General features: G+C 39.0%; 11 protein-coding genes and 2 tRNA genes. 9 read left to right on the top strand and 4 right to left on the bottom strand.

The genetic code is table 11. From position 1 onward, the window contains the following. Nucleotides 1-60: 60 nt before the first annotated feature. Entirely contained in the window at nucleotides 61-1,572 is a 1,512-nt protein-coding gene (mobQ, locus tag JJB97_RS11600; RefSeq protein ID WP_238714169.1) for a MobQ family relaxase, read from the bottom strand. Nucleotides 1,573-3,193: 1,621 nt separating this feature from the next. On the opposite strand from mobQ, the gene JJB97_RS11595 reads away from it, so the two are divergent. The 8 genes from JJB97_RS11595 (at nucleotide 3,194) to JJB97_RS11560 (ending at nucleotide 15,336) form a co-directional block, all read left to right on the top strand. Continuing rightward, nucleotides 3,194-3,508 (top strand): hypothetical protein, encoded by a 315-nt coding sequence (locus tag JJB97_RS11595; RefSeq protein WP_097360066.1) that lies wholly within the window; start codon nucleotides 3,194-3,196, stop codon nucleotides 3,506-3,508. Between the two features lie 26 nt (nucleotides 3,509-3,534). Further along, the gene (locus JJB97_RS11590; protein WP_097360065.1) at nucleotides 3,535-4,050 is read left to right on the top strand and encodes a hypothetical protein; all 516 of its coding nucleotides are present in this window, start codon (nucleotides 3,535-3,537) and stop codon (nucleotides 4,048-4,050) included. A gap of 83 nt (nucleotides 4,051-4,133) precedes the next feature. Continuing rightward, entirely contained in the window at nucleotides 4,134-4,457 is a 324-nt protein-coding gene (locus JJB97_RS11585; RefSeq protein WP_097360064.1) for a conjugal transfer protein TraD, read from the top strand. A 305-nt stretch (nucleotides 4,458-4,762) separates the two neighbouring features. After that, complete coding sequence (locus JJB97_RS11580) at nucleotides 4,763-6,487, top strand: tail fiber protein (RefSeq protein WP_399198475.1); 1,725 nt, start codon at nucleotides 4,763-4,765, stop codon at nucleotides 6,485-6,487. 431 nt (nucleotides 6,488-6,918) lie between these two features. After that, nucleotides 6,919-8,922, top strand: coding sequence for a type I restriction-modification system subunit M (locus JJB97_RS11575; RefSeq protein ID WP_238714167.1), 2,004 nt, complete (start codon nucleotides 6,919-6,921; stop codon nucleotides 8,920-8,922). 2 nt (nucleotides 8,923-8,924) lie between these two features. Further along, a complete protein-coding gene (locus JJB97_RS11570) occupies nucleotides 8,925-10,232 on the top strand; it encodes a restriction endonuclease subunit S (protein WP_238714166.1) in 1,308 nt (435 codons plus the stop codon). 11 nt (nucleotides 10,233-10,243) lie between these two features. Beyond that, nucleotides 10,244-13,501: a type I restriction endonuclease subunit R gene (locus JJB97_RS11565; protein WP_317981205.1), complete on the top strand. Its 3,258-nt coding sequence runs from the start codon at nucleotides 10,244-10,246 to the stop codon at nucleotides 13,499-13,501. 446 nt (nucleotides 13,502-13,947) lie between these two features. Continuing rightward, nucleotides 13,948-15,336, top strand: a complete 1,389-nt coding sequence (locus JJB97_RS11560; RefSeq protein WP_238714183.1) for a SpnT protein — start codon at nucleotides 13,948-13,950, stop codon at nucleotides 15,334-15,336. Nucleotides 15,337-15,382: 46 nt separating this feature from the next. Here the strand turns inward: JJB97_RS11560 and JJB97_RS11555 are convergent, their stop codons facing one another. Together JJB97_RS11555 and JJB97_RS11550 are read right to left on the bottom strand one after the other, a co-directional pair. Beyond that, nucleotides 15,383-16,657 carry a tyrosine-type recombinase/integrase gene (locus tag JJB97_RS11555; RefSeq protein WP_049111577.1) on the bottom strand — a complete coding sequence of 425 codons (1,275 nt, stop codon included), beginning with the start codon at nucleotides 16,655-16,657 and terminating at the stop codon, nucleotides 15,383-15,385. Nucleotides 16,658-16,837: 180 nt separating this feature from the next. Further along, nucleotides 16,838-16,913, bottom strand: a tRNA-Asn gene (locus JJB97_RS11550). Between the two features lie 187 nt (nucleotides 16,914-17,100). Here JJB97_RS11550 and JJB97_RS11545 point away from each other — a divergent pair. Beyond that, nucleotides 17,101-18,528, top strand: coding sequence for an EmmdR/YeeO family multidrug/toxin efflux MATE transporter (locus JJB97_RS11545; RefSeq protein ID WP_238714164.1), 1,428 nt, complete (start codon nucleotides 17,101-17,103; stop codon nucleotides 18,526-18,528). Nucleotides 18,529-18,904: 376 nt separating this feature from the next. Here JJB97_RS11545 and JJB97_RS11540 read toward each other — a convergent pair. Continuing rightward, a tRNA-Asn gene (locus tag JJB97_RS11540) sits at nucleotides 18,905-18,980 on the bottom strand. Between the last annotated feature and the right edge of the window lie 43 nt (nucleotides 18,981-19,023).

Here is a 19,023-nt window from a genome sequence, read left to right as displayed (position 1 = left end):
CTTATTAATATGAATAAACAAAATTGTGTTACTAATTGCATAACAGCAATATAAGTTATTCTATAGTTTATCTAGGCCACGGCGTGTAGGTGGCCTTAAACGAGGAGTATGATTTTTATCATTTATTGTTGAAACAGTCGGTATAAAATCCATGTTATTATCTGCATTGACTCGTTCGTGCTTAGGACGGCTTGGGAAACGTCGAATCTCATCAGGTGTTGGTTTGTAAGTATCACTGTTAAACTTAGCTTGTTTCTCATATTCAGCACGAGAAACATGATGACCTAATACTTCATCAAAGACAAAGTTTTCAGTAATACGTTTATCATGTTCTGTACTGACAGGATCATGCTTAACTCTGCTTGATCTAGCCCATACAAATTTTTCTTTGAAGAAATCTATGACAAGAGTTGTGAAACGTTTGAAAATATTATCCTGACGTGGAGTAGTCTTATCCTTTCTTTCATGGTCAGGGGCGCTTCTGGATGCCCTGTTTGGGTTTTGAGAGGTGGATGTTTTCAGAATAGTATTTGTACCAGAATCAGAAATACTGATTGATGGCGGAATACAAGCAACAACCTTACTGACTTTTGTTTTATCACGGTAAGATTTGACTCCACGCAAACGAGTATCAGGAGCTGGTGCTACCAGTAAAGGTCTTTGTTCTTCATTTGTAGAAGAGCTGGATCGCGTTTCTGGTAAAACAATTTCTTCTGGTTCAGCAAGAACAGACACGGTGAAGCTTCTGACATCAACAACAATTTCAAGGTCAAGTTCACTGAATGTTTTGTAGACTTCAACAGCTTCTTGTTTAGCAGCATCACGAACAGCCTGTTCTTTGGCTCTTTGCTCCTTAGCAGCTTTAGTACGCCATTTACCACAATGAATACGCTTCATTGGAGGGCGATTTGTTTCAGCCGCTTTAGCAAGCCATAATGCTTTTTCTTCATTATCCAAAGCAATAGCCGCATTGGATAGTGCTTCTTCGTTCTGGACTTGGAGAGAACGATGATCGATACGTTCTGATGAACCAGCAGCAGCGAGGAAGCTGTTAGCCATAGATGCCCATGATTCACGCCAAAAAATAGACATTTTTCTGTCGTTCCAGCTTCTTTCCTTTTTGCCAAAACCTTCCGGGCCTATTGTTTTTAAGGTCAACATAACGTGAGCATGAGGATTATCACTATCAAGATCATGAAAAGCGATGTCGGCAATCATGCCTTTATCAACGAAATTTTTCTGGCAATACTCAAGGACAAGTTTTTTCTTGTCGTCATTGTTTAACTCGGCAGGAATAGCAACATCGAAATAACGGGATGTTTGACCATTGTTCTGTCGCTCAACTTTTTCCACTTCATTCCACAATGCTGTAGAATCTTTTACGATGTGTTCTGGTGCATTAGCGGGAGCTAATATGAAATGCCCGTATAAATCATTACGGCGGCTATAATCATAGGTATCACCTGTTCTTTCATCTGTTATACGTGTACGAGCATGATAAGCAGCCTTCGCAACGGAAGATCTACCTTCTGAACGTTTCACAATTTTAAAATCAAGATGAAAAATAGCCATACAATAAAAATAACCCCAATATAAATTTAAATATCAAACCAAAATATAAATATCCAATGCGACTATGCTGGTTTTAGTTTTTCGCAAGAAAAACTCTGGTGTTGACGTTGACCTTGTTTCCGAAGGAAACGGTGTTAGCCTGCGGCAGGCAACCGTCGGTAGACCCCACACGCTCACGAAGTGAGCGTATAGGTGGGCATTGCTTTATTTTTATATCTCCTAACGGAGCTAAAAATAACGACAATGTTTAAAGTTTTCCTATAACTAAATAATAACTCTAGTTTTACTGTCTGTGAAATTTACAGGGCTAGAATCGGATGAACGGCTGAGGTATTACACGAATCTTAATGATTGTGGTTTTAGAGAGCGCCCGTAAGGGCAAAAGTAGTTAAATTAGTCTCCCGCCGTAGGCGGGAAAGATAAAATTTATAAAAATATGATAAAAGATAACTTAGATTAGATTAATGTGTGAATTTCTTGTCAGAAATTAAGAAGTGATTTTAAAATCATGAATGAGAGAAAATAAGTAACGCGATGAGTATTAGACGTTTAAGGTTAGTGTTTGCATACCTATGTGTTGTGTAATTACTTGCAGGTGGTGTTACATTTTTGTGTAGACTCTTATAAACACCTTTTTTTATAAATCCATCATTAACAGTGCGAAGCCCTATTCCGACGATGTTATTGTTTGTGGCAATCACCAAATGCTGCTTATAGGTGATAATAGATCATGTGCTATTAAAATATTTTTTTGAGTTTTATTTGACAATCTAAATGCGGTGTTGTAAATAAAATAAAGATACAAAAAAAGCCAACTTTTAAAGTTGACTTTTTAAGGACTAAAAAAGTTTTGCCGACTTTTGAAGCCTTGTAATCAGTTAAACGGAACGTGATTACAAATATAATAAAGTATTAAATAATCTTTTCATATTTGTCAAATCTAAATCTCAACTTTTTACAAGCTTTTCAAATACCATTTCCAAAAACATTTTAGTTCTCGAAAGCAATAACGTTAAACCTGATTGTACGGGTCTGAGAAGGTAGGAGCGAAAGTGTTTGATTCATTCTCAAGGTTATTGTCGATGCCAAAGCGGGGAGTCTGCGTAACATCAACTCGAAGCGCACATCTAAGGCTTATAAAAACAGCAGTGTAATTTCTTTAGTAAAACGAGAAATGTTTTTAAAGTTATGATGTTGACTATGGGAGTGCAGAGGGTGTCGCAATATGGAAACGTATTGCAACTCTAAGCCATAGCATGAGAAGCGCCTTGTTCTATTACGGGTATAAAAATAAAAAATATTAAAACTATTTTGAAATTTTCATGCGCGGATTAGGAGAGGCGAAGCTCTAGAAAAACTAAGTTTTCCTTCGGAAAACTACTACGACTGAAAGTCGCCATCTAAAACCCCAGAACCTAATCTAATAAAATTCTAGTACTACTAGTACAAAAAATTAATTTAAAAAAGTAGTGAAAAAATATTAGTAGGTAGGTGCTATTTCATCAAAGCACTAACGAAAGGTAAGTACAACTATAAATTAAATAAAGTGCATGAAATAATTTGAGTTTTTTTTGTTTTAATTGTATTGATATAATATATTATAAAAAACAAGGAGGATGTAGTGGACAATAAAAAACAAGTAGCAGAAGATTTTATCGATAATACTTCATGTAAATTAAAAAACGAAAGAAAACACCGTGCTGGAAGATTACAGAGAGTGTCATTAACGGAAAAGAGATTTCTTGATGATGCTGTTCATGCTGCTACTAAAGTTAAAGGAAAAAAATTAACATCAGAGGAACGTAGGAAAGTATTATGTATAGCGCGTGAACAGATCCGTTCTCAGCGTAGAGCAGAAGAAATAAAAAAAGAAAGAGACAAAGAACGTCATGCAGTAATGTTTGAGTGGAAAAGACCAGAAACCTTCCGTCGTTAATCGGATATAATAATAGTGAGAAATATATGAATAAAACTAAAACAAAAAACTTGAAAGAAAGTGAGTTTATAAGACATATAGAAAACAATCCTGTTGTCTCAACGGCTCTATGCGAGAAATATGGAATCTCTACTGAAACGATTGCCTATGCTTTATATGTTCATAGCAATAACTTCTTTCTTAAAAACGACTACGTTCAGGATGACATTCACTATGATATAGTTAAAAACAATTTAATAATAATGAAACCCACGCTTAGACAATATTATAGAAGAACAAGGCAAGTAGATTATAACGGATATACTTTTTTAACAGGTATTAAAGAATATCAAGACTATTGTATTTTGTTGACGCTTTGCTGCTATCACTGGATAGCTGATATATTTACTGTCTATAATCATAGTGAACAAAGTAAATTTATCGTTGATATTGCCAATGATCTCCTGAAAAGGAGTGTAGATCATTTTTCAGTAGAACATGAAAATGTTATCAACTGCTTTAACATATTAAAAGAAAAGTTCACATCGTATAAAAAGAATTAATAATCCAATTATTCAAATATCCTCATTGACTAACATATATATAAGAAATATATATGTATCATGGAACTATAGGAGGATAGAAAATGAGTGATATTTCAGATAAAGAACAAACCAGAAAGAAACCACGAATAAAAAAGACACTGGATCAGCAATTAGCATCTGCTCAGATGCGTTTAAATCGTTTACAACATAAGTCTAAGAAAGAGTCTAAACAGATAGAAACACGCCAGAAAATAATTTTAGGTGCGGAAGTTGCCAAGGTTCTTGATTGTGATATTTTTACGGTGGATAAGGATCTTGTTTTAGGTATGCTACTAGAGATACCTCACCTACATCCAGATGATAAAGAAAGATTTAAAAGAAGCGGAATGTTATTTCTGGCGAGCATGAAAGGAAGGAAAACTTGATAATGCATATAAACTATTTGACAAGTATTTTAGAAAAAGTTCCAACAGATAATTATCGTTAACTTTCATTAAAAGATTTGACATTCTATTTATGATGATATATCTATTTATTTAAAAGCTCATAATCTTATATAATCAGATTCTTTCATCTATAAAATCATAAAAATATAATTTTAGGTTTATATATTTCACGTCCTGACAAATCTCTAGCTTAATTTTAATATGGCTGGGGATTTGTTTTTATCTGTATCTTGATTTTTGTTTGTTATTTGATAATTAATTAATACGTGAATATAAAAATGGCGATGAAAATGAAAATTAAAAAAGGATTCTCTTTACTAGAATTAACTCTTGTTTTAGGTGTTGGGACGATGGTGGCTTTTATGAAGTTTCAGGATATGAAAAATGAACAGGAGAGTATAATGGCTTCTGCTGTCGGTCAACAAATGAAACAGATCGGTGAAGCAGTTAATGGCTATATAAATATCCGTTATGATAAATTATCAACCTTATCCAATGCTGCCGGAACAGGAACCGATCCGGGTCCAAGAACCTGTTCAGGTTCAGTATGTGAAATTACTTACCAGACATTGATTAACGAAGGTTTGCTACCTTCAACCTACACAGGCACTAATGCTAATAAATCCTCGTATAAAATCCTATTAAAACGAGATGGAACTTCACCTAACTTTGTTATTAATGGTCTTATAACGACATCGACGGCATGGATTGAAGGCGGTAAAACACGTTATGATTTATTAGGGAATGCCATGCAAACCGCTGGTATAGATAGCGGTATGACTAAAACAACATCTATTGCTTCTGGGTATAGTGGTCAATGGACAGAAACGTCTGCTAATTTTAATAATATCACATCCACTGGACAATTAGCATTTCGTGTAGGCTATAATAGTGCTTTATATTCTGTTTATTTAAGACGAGATGGAACCTTGCCCATGACCGGCGATTTAAACTTAGATGGGCATAATATCAACAATGTCGATGCGCTCAATGCCACTGGCAACATTACGACGACAGGCGACCTACAAGCAAGAAACATTAAGGCTACTGGAAAAATTGATGCTGGAGGTAATATTTCAGCAGGAAATTGGGTTTATGCTAAAAATGGTTATGGAAATAATATTGGATTAGGAGGAGATGCTGTTGGTGATGATTTTGAGATAAAAATATCAGGTCAGAAACAAATCGATGTGCTCTCAGATGACTATACCAGTATTGTATTCGCAGTAAATGGAAAGATTGAACTTAGAAATCCTCAAAGTGGGGCTGTTGGTGTCAATATTAATTATGATGGTTCAATAAATACAATTGGAACGATAAAAGCATCTGGTAACATAGAATCATCCCAAAACGTCAAAGGTGCTACATTAGAATCCACTGGACGCGCTACGGTGGGAGAATTTGTTCAATTGAACGGACAGGCTGAGGTTGGCAAAGAATGTCAATCTAATGGATTACAGGGACGAACAGCAGATGGTCAGATTTTATCTTGTGTTAATGGTGTGTGGAATTTTTCTGGAGAACAGCCCGGAACAATAAAAATGTGGGGAACATCCAATGCTCCGGTTGGCTGGTTGGAATTAAACGGACAGGCTTTTGATAAGAGCAAAAACCCAACATTGGCAACTCTATATCCTTCTGGTGTGGTTCCAGACATACGAGGGCAATTTGTCAGAGCTTGGGATCATGGTGCTGGCGTTGATTCTGAATCAAATAGGGCGATACTATCTTCGCAAAGTGATGCTATAAGGAACATAACTGGTAGTTTATTTTTCGGTTTGGATGGTGATATCTCAATAAGTAGTCTACCTTCAAATCTTCAATCAGGAGCTACATATTATGATACCAGTGTTATAAATAGAGATTTTGGTAATAATTTAACTCTTACCAATAACACGGAAACAAATAGATGGATTTCTCAGAAGTTGGATGCTTCAAGACAAGTGCCAACAGCAGCAGAAAACAGACCAAAAAACGTAGTGCTAATGTATATAATTAAAAAAGGTTAAAACCTTATATCCCATTTCCATGAAATTTTTTTGAGCATGGTGTTACAATACCTGCTGCTAACCACGGACGACAAAATCATGATGGTGAAATAACATTTCAAATGTATGGCAATAGTGAAGTTCTTGCTAACGGCATGTGGGTTAAGGGAAATAAAGGCAATAGTAATCACAAATAAAAGGCCATTTAATGGCCTTTATCTTATCCTTTCACTAGAGTCGTAAACACAATGATATTAAATAGATGTACATTAAATCGATTATTTATTACACAATCGACCTTTCCATAATGAACATCTAACTTCCATTTTCTGAGTGTTTAAGAGTGTCAAAACTCGCCTTTCTTGTTGTTTTGTTTTTTCATTTTCTTGTTGAAAAACATTGATTTGCTGTTTACAATTTAACTAATTGTAAAACAACCATGAAAAACTAAAATGACGACTACACCGAACAATACGGAATCAACATTAGCAAGTTTCATTTGGAAGAATGCCGATGATCTCTGGGGTGACTTCCCACATACCGAATTTGGAAAAATCATTTTACCATTAACTGTTCTAAGACGTTTGGAGTGCGTATTAGAACCTACCAAGCAAGCTGTCATTGATGCCAATGAGCAATTTAAAGATAAAGGCATGGCAATGGATGACATTCTTAAAAATGTCAGTGGTAATCCATTCTATAACACCTCTAACTATAATTTATCGAATCTAGGTGGCACAAAAACCAAAGCCAATCTTGAAGACTACATTGCTAACTTTTCTGATAATGTGCGTGTAATCTTTGAACAGTTTGATTTTTCAAGCACAATCAATAAATTAGCCAAAGCTAATTTGCTATTGCGTATCTGTAACAATTTTTCAGCGATTGATTTACATCCAAGCGTTGTACCTGATCGTACCATGAGTAATGTCTATGAACATTTGATCGCTCGTTTTGGTGCGGAAGTGGGTACAGGGTCAGAGGACTTTATGACTCCTCGTGACATTGTGCATTTGGCTGCGACTTTATTGCTTGAACCAGACAATGAATTATTTGAACAAAAACAGGGGTTGATCCGTACTATATACGATCAAACTTGTGGAACATCGGGGTTCTTAACCGATATGATGAATTATGTTGAGGGCTACAAAGATCGCTACAATGTTGCCCCTGTACTCGTCCCTTATGGTCAAGAACTACAACCTGAAACACATGCCGTTGCATTGGGTTCAATGTTATTAAAAAAACTAGAATCAGACCCAAGCCGTGATTTATCACAAAACATAAAATTAGGTAGCACATTAAGCCAAGACCATTATTCAGGTCAGCATTTCCATTACCAATGCTCTAACCCACCTTTCGGGATGTCATGGGCGAAAGATGCTGCCAAAGTACAACAAGAATATAGCGAAAAAGGATTCACCGGGCGTTTTGGTGCTGGCTTGCCAAAAGCAAGTGATGGTTCAATGTTGTTCTTACAAAACCTGATTTCCAAGCTAGAAAAGCCTGAAAATGGTGGTGGTCGTGGTGCGATTGTATTATCAGGTTCACCACTGTTTAACGGTGGTGCAGGGTCTGGTGAATCAGAAATCAGGCGCTTCATTTTAGAAAGTGATTATCTTGAAGCGATTGTTGCTTTGCCAACGGATATTTTCTTCCGTACAGGTATTGGTACATACATTTGGTTGATCTCAAACCGTAAGCCTGAACACCGTAAAGGCAAAGTTCAACTCATTGATGCAACAGGCATGGGGGCATCCATGCGTAAAAATGAGGGTAACAAGCGTAAATTTGTTGATCAAAACTCGATTGATGAAATCACACGTATTTATGCCGACTTCCAAGAAAGCCCAATCAGTAAGATTTTTGACTATACCGACTTTGGCTACCGTCGAGTAAAAGTGTTACGCCCTTTACGCATTGACCTTGTTTTTGATGCTGAAAAACTGAATACATTTAAAGACTCAAAAGAGTTCGGCAAGTTAGCTGAATCCGATCAAAATGCTGTATCGTCTTATATCGAAAAACAGTTCGGTGAAAGTAAAGATTATACTTGGTTTGAAACATCATTCTTGAAAAACCTACCATTAAGCAAAGTCAGCAAGGCTTTGAAAAACGCCTTGATTTCGGCTTTTGGCGTACAAAATCCCGATGCTGATACAGTCACGATTAATGGTGATGTGCAGATGGATAGCGACCTAACCGATTATGAAAACATCCCACTGAAACAAGATATTCAAGCCTATATGGAAAAAGAGGTATTACCTCATGCTCCTGATGCGGTGATTGATACAAGTTATACCGATAGCAAAGATAACCAAGTAGGCGTAGTCGGTTATGAAATTAACTTTAACCGTTATTTCTATGTGTTTGAACAACCACGCCACCCGAATGAAATCATGGCTGAAATTAAAGAGTTATCCGCAGAAGTCGCTCAATTACTTGGGGGAATTTAATCATGCAATTTAAAGAATATCCAAGTTATAAAAATAGCGGTGTGGAATGGTTGGGGGATGTGCCTAGTGATTGGGAACAAAAACCTATTTGGAGTTTATTTAAGCGAGTTAAAAGAACAAATCAACCTGATGAAAGGTTACTTTCTGTTTATCGTGATTATGGAGTTATTCCTAAAGATAGTCGTGATGACAACCATAATAGAGCATCGGAAGATTTAACGCCGTACCAACTTGTGCGTCCTAATGACCTTGTGATTAACAAGATGAAAGCATGGCAAGGCTCGATTGCAATATCTGAAATACAAGGAATCGTAAGCCCGGCTTATTATATTTACACACCTAAGAAAGATTATCATTCTAAATATATTCATTTTTTAATACGCTCAGCCTATTATATTCAAAGTTATAAAAACTATTCCAAAGGTATTAGGGTGAATCAATGGGACTTGGAAAGTGAGTCGTTTATTCACATTAATTTATTATTGCCAACTATTAATGAGCAACAAAAAATAGTTTCCTTCCTCGACCAAGAAACCCAAAAAATTGACACCTTGATTGCCAAGCAAGAAAAGTTAATCGAACTTTTGGAAGAACAGCGTAAATCGGTGATTTCTCATGCTGTTACCAAAGGTTTAGACCCGAATGCACCGATGAAAGATAGCGGTGTGGAATGGTTGGGGGATGTGCCTAGTCATTGGGAAGTTGTAAAATTACGTTGGATCACAAAGGGCATAAACACAGGGGGAACACCATCAATTTACTTACCTACTGTTGATTATGATGCTGATTATATTGATTGGTTTACTCCTAGTGATTTTAAAGGGGATTTTCATTTAAGAAATTCGCAAAAAAAAGTTAATCCTCAAGCTGTTGTAGGTAATGATCTTAAAATAATACCTGAAAATTCATTATTATTGATTGGTATTGGCGCTACTCTTGGAAAGGTTGGATATATAACAGATAAGGCATCTTCTAATCAGCAAATAAATTATTTATTGCCTAATAAAAACAAGGCAGAGCTAATTTTTTTAATTTATTATTTGTTTGCATGTAATCAATATGTAAAAAATATGGCTAGTGCATCTACACTTGCTATTTTAAACCAACAAAAAATGGGTGATATATTAGTATCTTTGCCTAACCTTCCCGACCAAAAAAAGATTGTTGATTTTTTGGAGTTTGAAAATGTCAAATTCAATGATCTTATTTCCAAACAGCAAGCCCTAATCGAAAAACTTAAAGAATACCGTGCTTCGATTATATCTCACGCTGTTACTGGCAAGATTGATGTTCGGGAGTTAGTCGCATGAATATGAGTATTTTGGATGATAAAGCCCATTACGAGAAGCATCTTGAAAGCTATATCGTAGAACAGCTTAAACTTAATGATTGGGTGGTTGGTCAAAGTAAAAATTATCACATTGACTATGCCCTCTATCCCGAAGATTTAATCACATGGATTAAGGCAACTCAGCCCGAAAAGTGGGAAAAGTTAAGTGCGATTAATGGTGCAAACACCGAGAAAGTGTTGCTAGATCGCCTAGACACCGAACTCAATAAAAAAGGCACAATTACTGTATTTCGTAATGGTTTTAACATTGCTGGTGCAGGAACAATTGATTTAAGTGAAAGCGCACCCGAAGATCAGCGTAATCAGACTACGATTGCTAAGTACAATGCCAATATCCTACGTGTTGTACCACAGCTCAAATACCATCCATCAAAAGATTCAGGCATTTTAGACCTTGTATTCTTTATCAATGGCTTGCCAATGGCAACGGTTGAAATCAAAACTGAATTTAACCAAAGCATTGAGGATGCGATAGACCAATATAGAAATGATCGTCAGCCGATAGACCCTAAAACCAAACGTAAAGAACCATTACTCACACCTAAACGTGGTGCGATTGTACATTTTGCCGTATGTGAATCTGAAATTTACATGACGACTGCTTTAGATGGTGCGAATACGTTCTTTTTACCTTTTAACAAAGGAAACAATGGTCATGAAGGCAATCCAAGTGCTGACCCAAGTAAAGGCGAAGTTTATCCGATTGACTACTTTTGGAAATATATTTTAGAGCGTAATCATTGGCTCAATATCTTTCATCATTTTGTATATATCGAGAAGAAAAACAAAGTTGACCTTTATGGCAATTGGTCGGTACAAGAACGCTTAATGTTCCCACGTTATCACCAATTTGATGCAGTTACCGAGATTGTAAAAGACCTTAGCAAAAATGGTGTTGGAACAAACTACCTCTGTGAACATAGTGCAGGGTCAGGTAAAACTTCAACAATTTCTTGGTTGTGTCATTCGCTCATTCGGTTGCGTGAAGATGATGGAACACCGTTTTATAACTCCATTATCGTCGTTACAGACAGAACGGTACTTGATGCACAACTACAAGATGCCATTCAACAGATTGATCATCAAAAAGGATTGATCGCAGCCATCAATCGTGATGATAAAGAAAACTCAGGGAAATCGAAAAGCAAACAGCTTGAAGATGCCCTACTTAGCAATAAGCCCATCATCATTGTAACGATTCAAACATTCCCTCATGTCATGGAAGCTATTTTAACGCATACGAGTTTGAGTGATCGTAACTATGGCATTGTGATTGATGAAGCACATACTTCACAAACAGGCTCTACAGCGTCAAAATTACAAGCTACACTTGCTTTAAAATCAAGTGAAGATATGGCAAATCTTACGGTTGAAGAATTGCTTGAGCAGATTCAAAAATCAAGAGTTCAATCAAAAAGTATTAGCCACTTTGCCTTTACTGCTACGCCAAAACATTCTACTAAAATGCTATTTGGGACGTTGAAAGAGGGTGAAACTGTTCCTGATTCATTCCACAAATATACACAACGGCAAGCCATTGAGGAAGGATTTATTCTTGATGTGCTGAAAGGTTATGTACCTTACACAACTGCCTATAAATTAGGTGGTGATGCAGTTCATAATGACAAACGAGTTGATGGTCGGTCTGCTAAAAAAGCTCTTGCAAAATGGATGAACTTACACGCTACTAATGTCACACAAAAAGTAAAATTCATTGTTGAGCATTTTCACTATAACGTAGCAAACTTACTCAATGGTCAAGCAAAAGCGATGATCGTAACAAGCTCAAGACCTGCAGCCGCTCGTTATAAAATAGCATTGGAAAACTATATAGAGAAAAACCCTGACTATAGCGAATACCGCGTTTTAGTAGCATTTTCAGGTAAACTCACAGGCAAGCAATTAAGCCATGATGATGATGGTTCGGTCAGTGAGGGGGGCATCTTTGCATTTGAAGAAGATGCTGAGTTTACCGAAGCGAATATGAATGCTGATATTCCGAATAGTGACTTACGCATTACTTTTGATCGTCCTGAATATCGTTTAATGGTTGTTGCAAATAAGTTTCAAACCGGCTTTGACCAACCAAAACTATGTGCCATGTATCTTGATAAGAAGATTGGTAATGAAGTTGAAGTTGTACAAACCTTATCACGCCTAAATCGCACAACAACAGGTAAAGATCAAATCTATATTATAGACTTTGTGAATGACCCTGATTGGATAGTTGAGTGCTTTAAGAAATATGATAACGGTGCTGAAATCCTTGAGGTTCAAGACCCAAATGTGGTTTATACCATTAAAGATAGTTTAGATGATTCGAATCTTTATACCGAAGAAGATTTAGAACAATTTAAAGTAGCACGATTTAAAACGATTCGAGAAATCGCTAACGATAGTTTTGATGGTAACAAACATCCCGATTTATTTAAAGCAACAGATCGTGTGGTTCGATTGTATAACCATAAGCTCAAAATGCTGAATGAAGCCATTGAAATACAGGAAAATGCTTTCAATCAAGCAACAGCACAAGGTAACACACAAGGCGCAGAACAAGCTGAATTTGAGCGTAAACAACTTAGCTCGGAACTACTGGCCCATACAGATTTTAAGAACAATCTTGGAAAATTTGCACGTATCTATAGCTATGTTGCGCAACTCATAGATTTTGGTGACCCTGAACTAGAAAACTTAGCAGCATTCAGTAAATTAGTTTCGAAACGATTAAATGGATTGCCGACTAAAGAAGTTGATATTTCCGGTTTAGTACTTACTGGGTATGGTATATTCAAAAAGAAATTGAATGGGCAAGATGACGGTCCTGATACACCAGATATTTCACCTTTAGAACCTATTATCCCAAAGGCTACAGGTGAGAAAGCACCAACACAATTAAACTACCTTAAAGATGTCATAGACATGATCTCAGCTGCTTTTGGTGATGTATCCACAAAAGCTGAACAAGTTATTTATATTAATCATTTGGCTACAATTTTACGAAAAAATGATGTGGTCATGGCTCAGGTTGAAAACAACAGTGAAGAAATCATTTTAAAAGGGAATTTACCAACAGCAGTTAAATCTGCAATTATACAGGCACTTGGTTCACACCAAGCACTGTCCAGTTTATTGTTAAAAAGTGACGATCAGGCGATCAATAATATCATTAAAGTGTTATGTAAAGTCTTACAAAGTGGACACGATATTGATCTAACCAAATTACAATAATCATCTATTTATTATAGATGTATTGGAAGTGGAGGCTTTTAATCTACTGACTTTTCCCTGAAAATGAGAGTTTCTTTATTACAGGGAAGTCAATAAAAGCCTTTTTCATTTGCTGGGTATTGTGTTTGTGACCTCATCTATTGCACCCAGATACAGTAAAGCATCACTTGGAGAATGTTTCACGATTCTGTTGAGACAGGCTCTAAGTGATCATTTTGAGAATTTTCCTGATTGCATTGGTCGTTTGTTCATTGACCATGCCACGTATCTTTATCAGGTTACTGTTTGATGGGGGATATTTTACGGTAAATAGTGCATTTCATCAATGAACAGCGTCCTACAGATTTCTTTTTAAATCATTATGTTAATGCTTTTATTGAATGTTCTGTCCTCGTGTTAGTACAATTAGCTTTTCTGCGTCTACCAAACATTATCAGGATGTGATGATGGCTAAACTGAACAAGAAACAACTTTCTTTACTCAAGGAAATGCCTGCCGATCAACTCATGCAAATAATTTGTGATATTGCAGAGGATAATAGTCAGGCAAAATCCTTTCTTATTAATAAATATCTGTTAACTCCAGAAGAATCACTGAAAAAGGCTGAGGCTGAATACAAAAGGATAATTAAAACAAAACGCTTTCATGATTATTATGAAGCAGCGGTTTTTTTTGAGGGGCTATACAGGAATGTCATATTTCCACTTGAAAAGACGGTGTCAACGCTGCCTGAAAAAACCGAGGCGTTTTGCCATGATTTACTGCTCTCATTTGATAAAGTCAGCGAAATTGCTGATACATCAGATGGATCATGGATGGACTATTATAATGGTGCTCTCGAAATATGGTTAAAATCCCTGTCCCTACAAAAAGACAAAAGCATTGATGTTATAGCGGATAAAATACTTTCCGTACTTAAAGGTGATGTGTATTTTAACTTTGATATTTTTGATAAGTATAAAAAAGAGCTGGGATACAATGTTATTCGTGCTTTAAGGGAAAGTCTTCTTAAGACAGGTGATGTTAATGATGCTGTTGAGTTAAGTCTGTATATCAGGGATGTTGATTTCATCAGGCAATGCTTTGAGAAAAGAAAACTGAACCAGCCAGAATACATCATTAAGTTTGCTGAGTTGCTGGTTGATGAACTGTGCACTGAGGAAGCCATTCAGGTTCTCAATAAAATCAAAGAAGATAAATCAGTTGATCAGGCAGGGCTTCGTGATAAATGGACTGAGGTGTTGGCTCTGGCGTTGATTGAAGAAGGCGAGATTCAGCAGGCAAAAACAATTTGTATAGACGGATTTAAGAACAGGTGTGATGTTATTTTTTATAATATCTATAATCGGGTAGAGAAAAATAATGACTCACTGGATTTGTTCTCTGGCATAGCAAAGAAAAAAGGCTTTTCGTTTGTTATTCTTTTCTTGTCCGGGACAGATAGTTATGGAAAACTTGATTCTGAAGTCATGAATGCGAGTGAAAATGAAATCGCAGAGATGATGTCTTTATTACGCGGTTCTTTTGTTCGTACCTTATCGAGTGAGCTTTACAGGCATGGTTATGCATGTTCTGCAACTCTGCTCCGTAGAGTGCTGGCAGAGGACAGTATCAGTCGTTCTCAGAGTAAATACTACACCTATGCGGCATCTGATATGAAAAAAAGCATTGATTACAGTAAAGATATTGCATGGACTGAAAAAATCCCTTCAACAGAAGAGTATTTAAAATCTCTGTTTATTGAGCACAAAAGAAAATACGCACTCTGGGAAATAATGCTGGAAAAAATCGCTGGTTTAGCGATAGAGAAAGATTCAGTATCATATTCAGCATAGACTGTAATTAAGCATGAAGTTGAAAGGCCGCGAACGGCCTTTCCCTTTATTTATTTGAAGCAAACTCAAACGGTCTGACCATATCGTTACTGTTAGCATCAAGGAAATCAGCCCACCACTGAAGCATCAGACGGCGTTGATCAAGGTGTTTAGCCTTGTGGGTATAAGCTGCCCGGACACTGTTGCTTTCCTTATGGCTCATCTGAAGCTCTACAGCGTCTTCTGACCATAGCCCGGACTCAATTAAGGCACTACAGGCCAGTGTTCGGAAACCGTGTCCACAGATGTCCTGCTTCGTGTTATATCCCATATTACGCAGGGCTTTGTTGATGGTGTTTTCACTCATGGGTTTAAACGAGTCATAACAGCCAGTAAAGATTAACCCATCATCTTGACCTTCTTCATAAGTCAGTTGTCGGATCTCTTTGAGTATCTTCATGGCCTGCTTACAAAGGGGAACGAAGTGCTTACGCTTCATTTTAGCCCCACGAGTTGAATGTTTGACGTTTTCAATCGCTTCACGCTGTTCGGGTATCACCCATAACTTACTTTTGAAATCAATTTCTGACCAGCGAGCGAAACGCAGCTCACTGGAACGAATGAAAATCATCAGATTGAGCTGTATTGCCAGTATGGTTAACCTGCGGCCTTTGTATTCGGCAATTTTGTTCAGTAGCTGGGGTATTTCTTCCAGCTCAAGTGCAGGGCGGTGTTCAGTTTGTGGTTTCTGAACTGCACCTTCCATATCATAGGCTGGGTTATGGCGTATCAGCTTTTGCTGGACGGCATGACGCAGGATCGCCGTAATGTATTGTTGAATGCGCATGGCGACTTCAAGATAACCAAGAGCCTCCACCTTTTTCACCGGAACCAGCAGATCACCCGTATCCAGTTCGGCAACATCTTTGTCACCGATTACCGGGAAGACATAAGTTTCAAGGCGCTTCCATACGGCATCACCATAATCATCAGACCATTTTGTTTTCGTGGCGAACCACGCTTTTGCTACTGTTCTGAAGGAGCGTGTATTATCACGTTTGGCTTTAAGCTCTTTAACCTCTGCCTGTTTCTTTGCATTAGGGTCAATACCCTGAGCCAGAAGCCTTCTGGCCTCGTCACGGCGTTGTCTTGCGTCAGAAAGAGAAACAGCAGGGTAAACACCGATAGAGAAAAGTTTTTGCTTTCCTTCGAAACGGTAGGCCATTTGCCAGTATTTCGAACCTTTAGGGGTAACACGAAGGAACATACCAAAGCCATCAGTCAGCTTGTATTCCTTCTCAAGGGGTTTTGCATTTTTTGCTTTAATATCAGTCAGTGACATGAAAACACCCCCTCATTTGTTGGTAAAAGGGAAATCGAACCAGCATTACCAGCATTTTTACCATCAAAATGATATGGCTTCGAGTGGTTTTTAGTGAACGAGGGTGAACGACTGAGAGGGGATAACCAATTGATAGAAATGCAGAAAGCAGACGTTAGTGAACGTCTGCTTTCTTGAAAATGGCTCCTCTGACTGGACTCGAACCAGTGACATACGGATTAACAGTCCGCCGTTCTACCGACTGAACTACAGAGGAATCGTGGTGTGGAGGCTTATCTTAGCGGCGAAAAATATTTTGTCAAACGTTGTGGCCGCCCAGGGCGTTCTGTTTGCTTAATTGTACAGCGCCTGACATAAATTATTTTGTCGCAAAAACGCTTTGCACGTTAAGCTGTTGTGGCCCATGATTGAAAAGTTGTTTCACTTTCTCAAGCAGGTTGCGTTTGAAACTCTATGCCACAGTGCGCCAGGCGGTGGAGCGCACCCCCTGGTATCCGCGTCGTAAAAGCTACCGAACTCTGTTCTGGCGTGAAATCACGCCGTTGGCCGTGCCTATTTTTCTGGAAAATACCTGCGTTATGCTGATGGGCGTGCTGAGCACGTTCCTGGTAAGCTGGCTGGGTAAAGAGGCAATGGCGGGTGTGGGCATGGCCGACAGTTTTAATATGGTGATCATGGCCTTCTTCGCCGCAGTAGACCTTGGCACTACGGTGGTGGTGGCCTTTAGCCTTGGCAGAAGACAAGGCAAACGGGCGCGGGCAGCCACTCGCCAGTCGCTGGTGTTAATGACGCTGGTGGCGATACTGCTGGCAGTGCTGATTCACACAGTTGGTAAGGATATAGTGGATTTTATTGCTGGCGCGGCTTCGCCGGAGGTGAAAACGCTGGCGCTGAACTATCTGGAACTGACCGCCTGGAGCTATCCGGCGGCGGCCATCGCGCTTATTGGCAGCGGCGCGCTGCGCGGTGCGGGAAATACCCGTATTCCGCTGCTGATTAACGGCGGTATGAATATCCTTAATATCATTATTAGCAGCATATTGATCTATGGCGTCTTTTCCTGGCCGGGGCTGGGGTTTGCTGGCGCCGGGCTGGGCGTTACCTTCTCACGCTATATTGGCGCTATCGGCATTTTGTGGGTGCTGATGAAGGGTTACAAATCGCTGCGTATCTCTCTGCGCAGCTATTTCAGGCCGCTTAATTTCAATATCTTGTATGAAGTATTAGGTATTGGCATTCCGGCAAGCGTCGAGTCGGTGCTGTTTAACGGCGGTAAACTGCTGACGCAAATGTTTGTGGCGGGCATGGGAACCAGCGTTATTGCCGGTAACTTTATCGCTTTCTCTATCGCCGGGTTGATTAACCTGCCGGGCAACGCGCTCGGTTCTGCATCAACCATTATCGTCGGGCGGCGGCTGGGGAAAGGGCAAACTGGCCAGGCAGAGCGCCAGTTGCGTCATGTGTTCTGGCTTTCAACCCTTGGGTTAACCGCCATTGCCTGGCTGAGCGCGCCGTTCGCCGGGTTAATGGCATCGTTCTACACTCACGATCCGCAAGTTAAGCAGGTAGTGAAAGAGCTCATCTGGCTTAACGCTTTGTTTATGCCCATCTGGGCGGCCTCCTGGGTGCTGCCTTCCGGGCTAAAAGGCGCGCGTGACGCGCGCTTTGCCATGTGGGTATCCATGCTTGGCATGTGGGGGTGTCGCGTGGTCGTCGGTTATACGCTGGGGGTGCTGCTTGGCTGGGGCGTTATTGGCGTGTGGCTTGGTATGTTCCTTGACTGGATGGTCCGCGCCGCGCTTTTTTACTGGCGAATGGTAAGCGGCCGCTGGTTGTGGAAGTATCCACGTTCTCCCAAACCACAGGCGTAATGAAATTTCCCGGCCCGCGGTTTTTTGTGTTAAATGGGGTGGCGAGCCTTTAATCAGGCAACCGTCACGTCATATCAGCCGATAAAACAGCAGGGCAGACGCCTGTTGAGATACTCGTCGAAACGGTAGGCCAACTGCCGGGATATTGAACCGCCAGATGAATAGGGGGAATATACCGAAGCCATCGGTCCTTTTGTCTTTCTTATTAAAGGGCCTGTTTGGCATTAGTAAGTGGTGGCCCCTCGTTTGTTGGTAAATATCTTACCAGGCGGTTTACCCGCAAAAGGGTATGGTTTCGGGTGAACGTGGAAAAGGGAATAACTGACTGCCGGAAACGCAGAAAGCAGACGTCTGTGAACGTCTGCTTTCCTTAAACTGGCTCCTCTGACTGGACTCGAACCAGTGACATACGGATTAACAGTCCGCCGTTCTACCGACTGAACTACAGAGGAATTATGTGAACGGGGCGAATAGTAATGGCGCTGGCCTGGCTTG

The sequence above is a fragment of the Tenebrionibacter intestinalis genome (assembly GCF_016632365.1).
In the GTDB taxonomy this organism is placed as follows: domain Bacteria; phylum Pseudomonadota; class Gammaproteobacteria; order Enterobacterales; family Enterobacteriaceae; genus Tenebrionibacter; species Tenebrionibacter intestinalis.
This window is presented reverse-complemented; position numbering and strand designations above follow the sequence as displayed.

Bases quoted from the DNA above. Each gene is read 5' to 3' on its own strand.
- JJB97_RS11575 (WP_238714167.1), top strand. From the start codon at position 6,919: ATGACGACTACACCGAACAATACGGAATCAACATTAGCAAGTTTCATT.
- JJB97_RS11570 (WP_238714166.1), top strand. From the start codon at position 8,925: ATGCAATTTAAAGAATATCCAAGTTATAAAAATAGCGGTGTGGAATGG.
- mobQ (WP_238714169.1), bottom strand. From the start codon at position 1,572: ATGGCTATTTTTCATCTTGATTTTAAAATTGTGAAACGTTCAGAAGGT.
- JJB97_RS11590 (WP_097360065.1), top strand. From the start codon at position 3,535: ATGAATAAAACTAAAACAAAAAACTTGAAAGAAAGTGAGTTTATAAGA.
- JJB97_RS11580 (WP_399198475.1), top strand. From the start codon at position 4,763: ATGAAAATGAAAATTAAAAAAGGATTCTCTTTACTAGAATTAACTCTT.
- JJB97_RS11585 (WP_097360064.1), top strand. From the start codon at position 4,134: ATGAGTGATATTTCAGATAAAGAACAAACCAGAAAGAAACCACGAATA.
- JJB97_RS11560 (WP_238714183.1), top strand. From the start codon at position 13,948: ATGGCTAAACTGAACAAGAAACAACTTTCTTTACTCAAGGAAATGCCT.
- JJB97_RS11555 (WP_049111577.1), bottom strand. From the start codon at position 16,657: ATGTCACTGACTGATATTAAAGCAAAAAATGCAAAACCCCTTGAGAAG.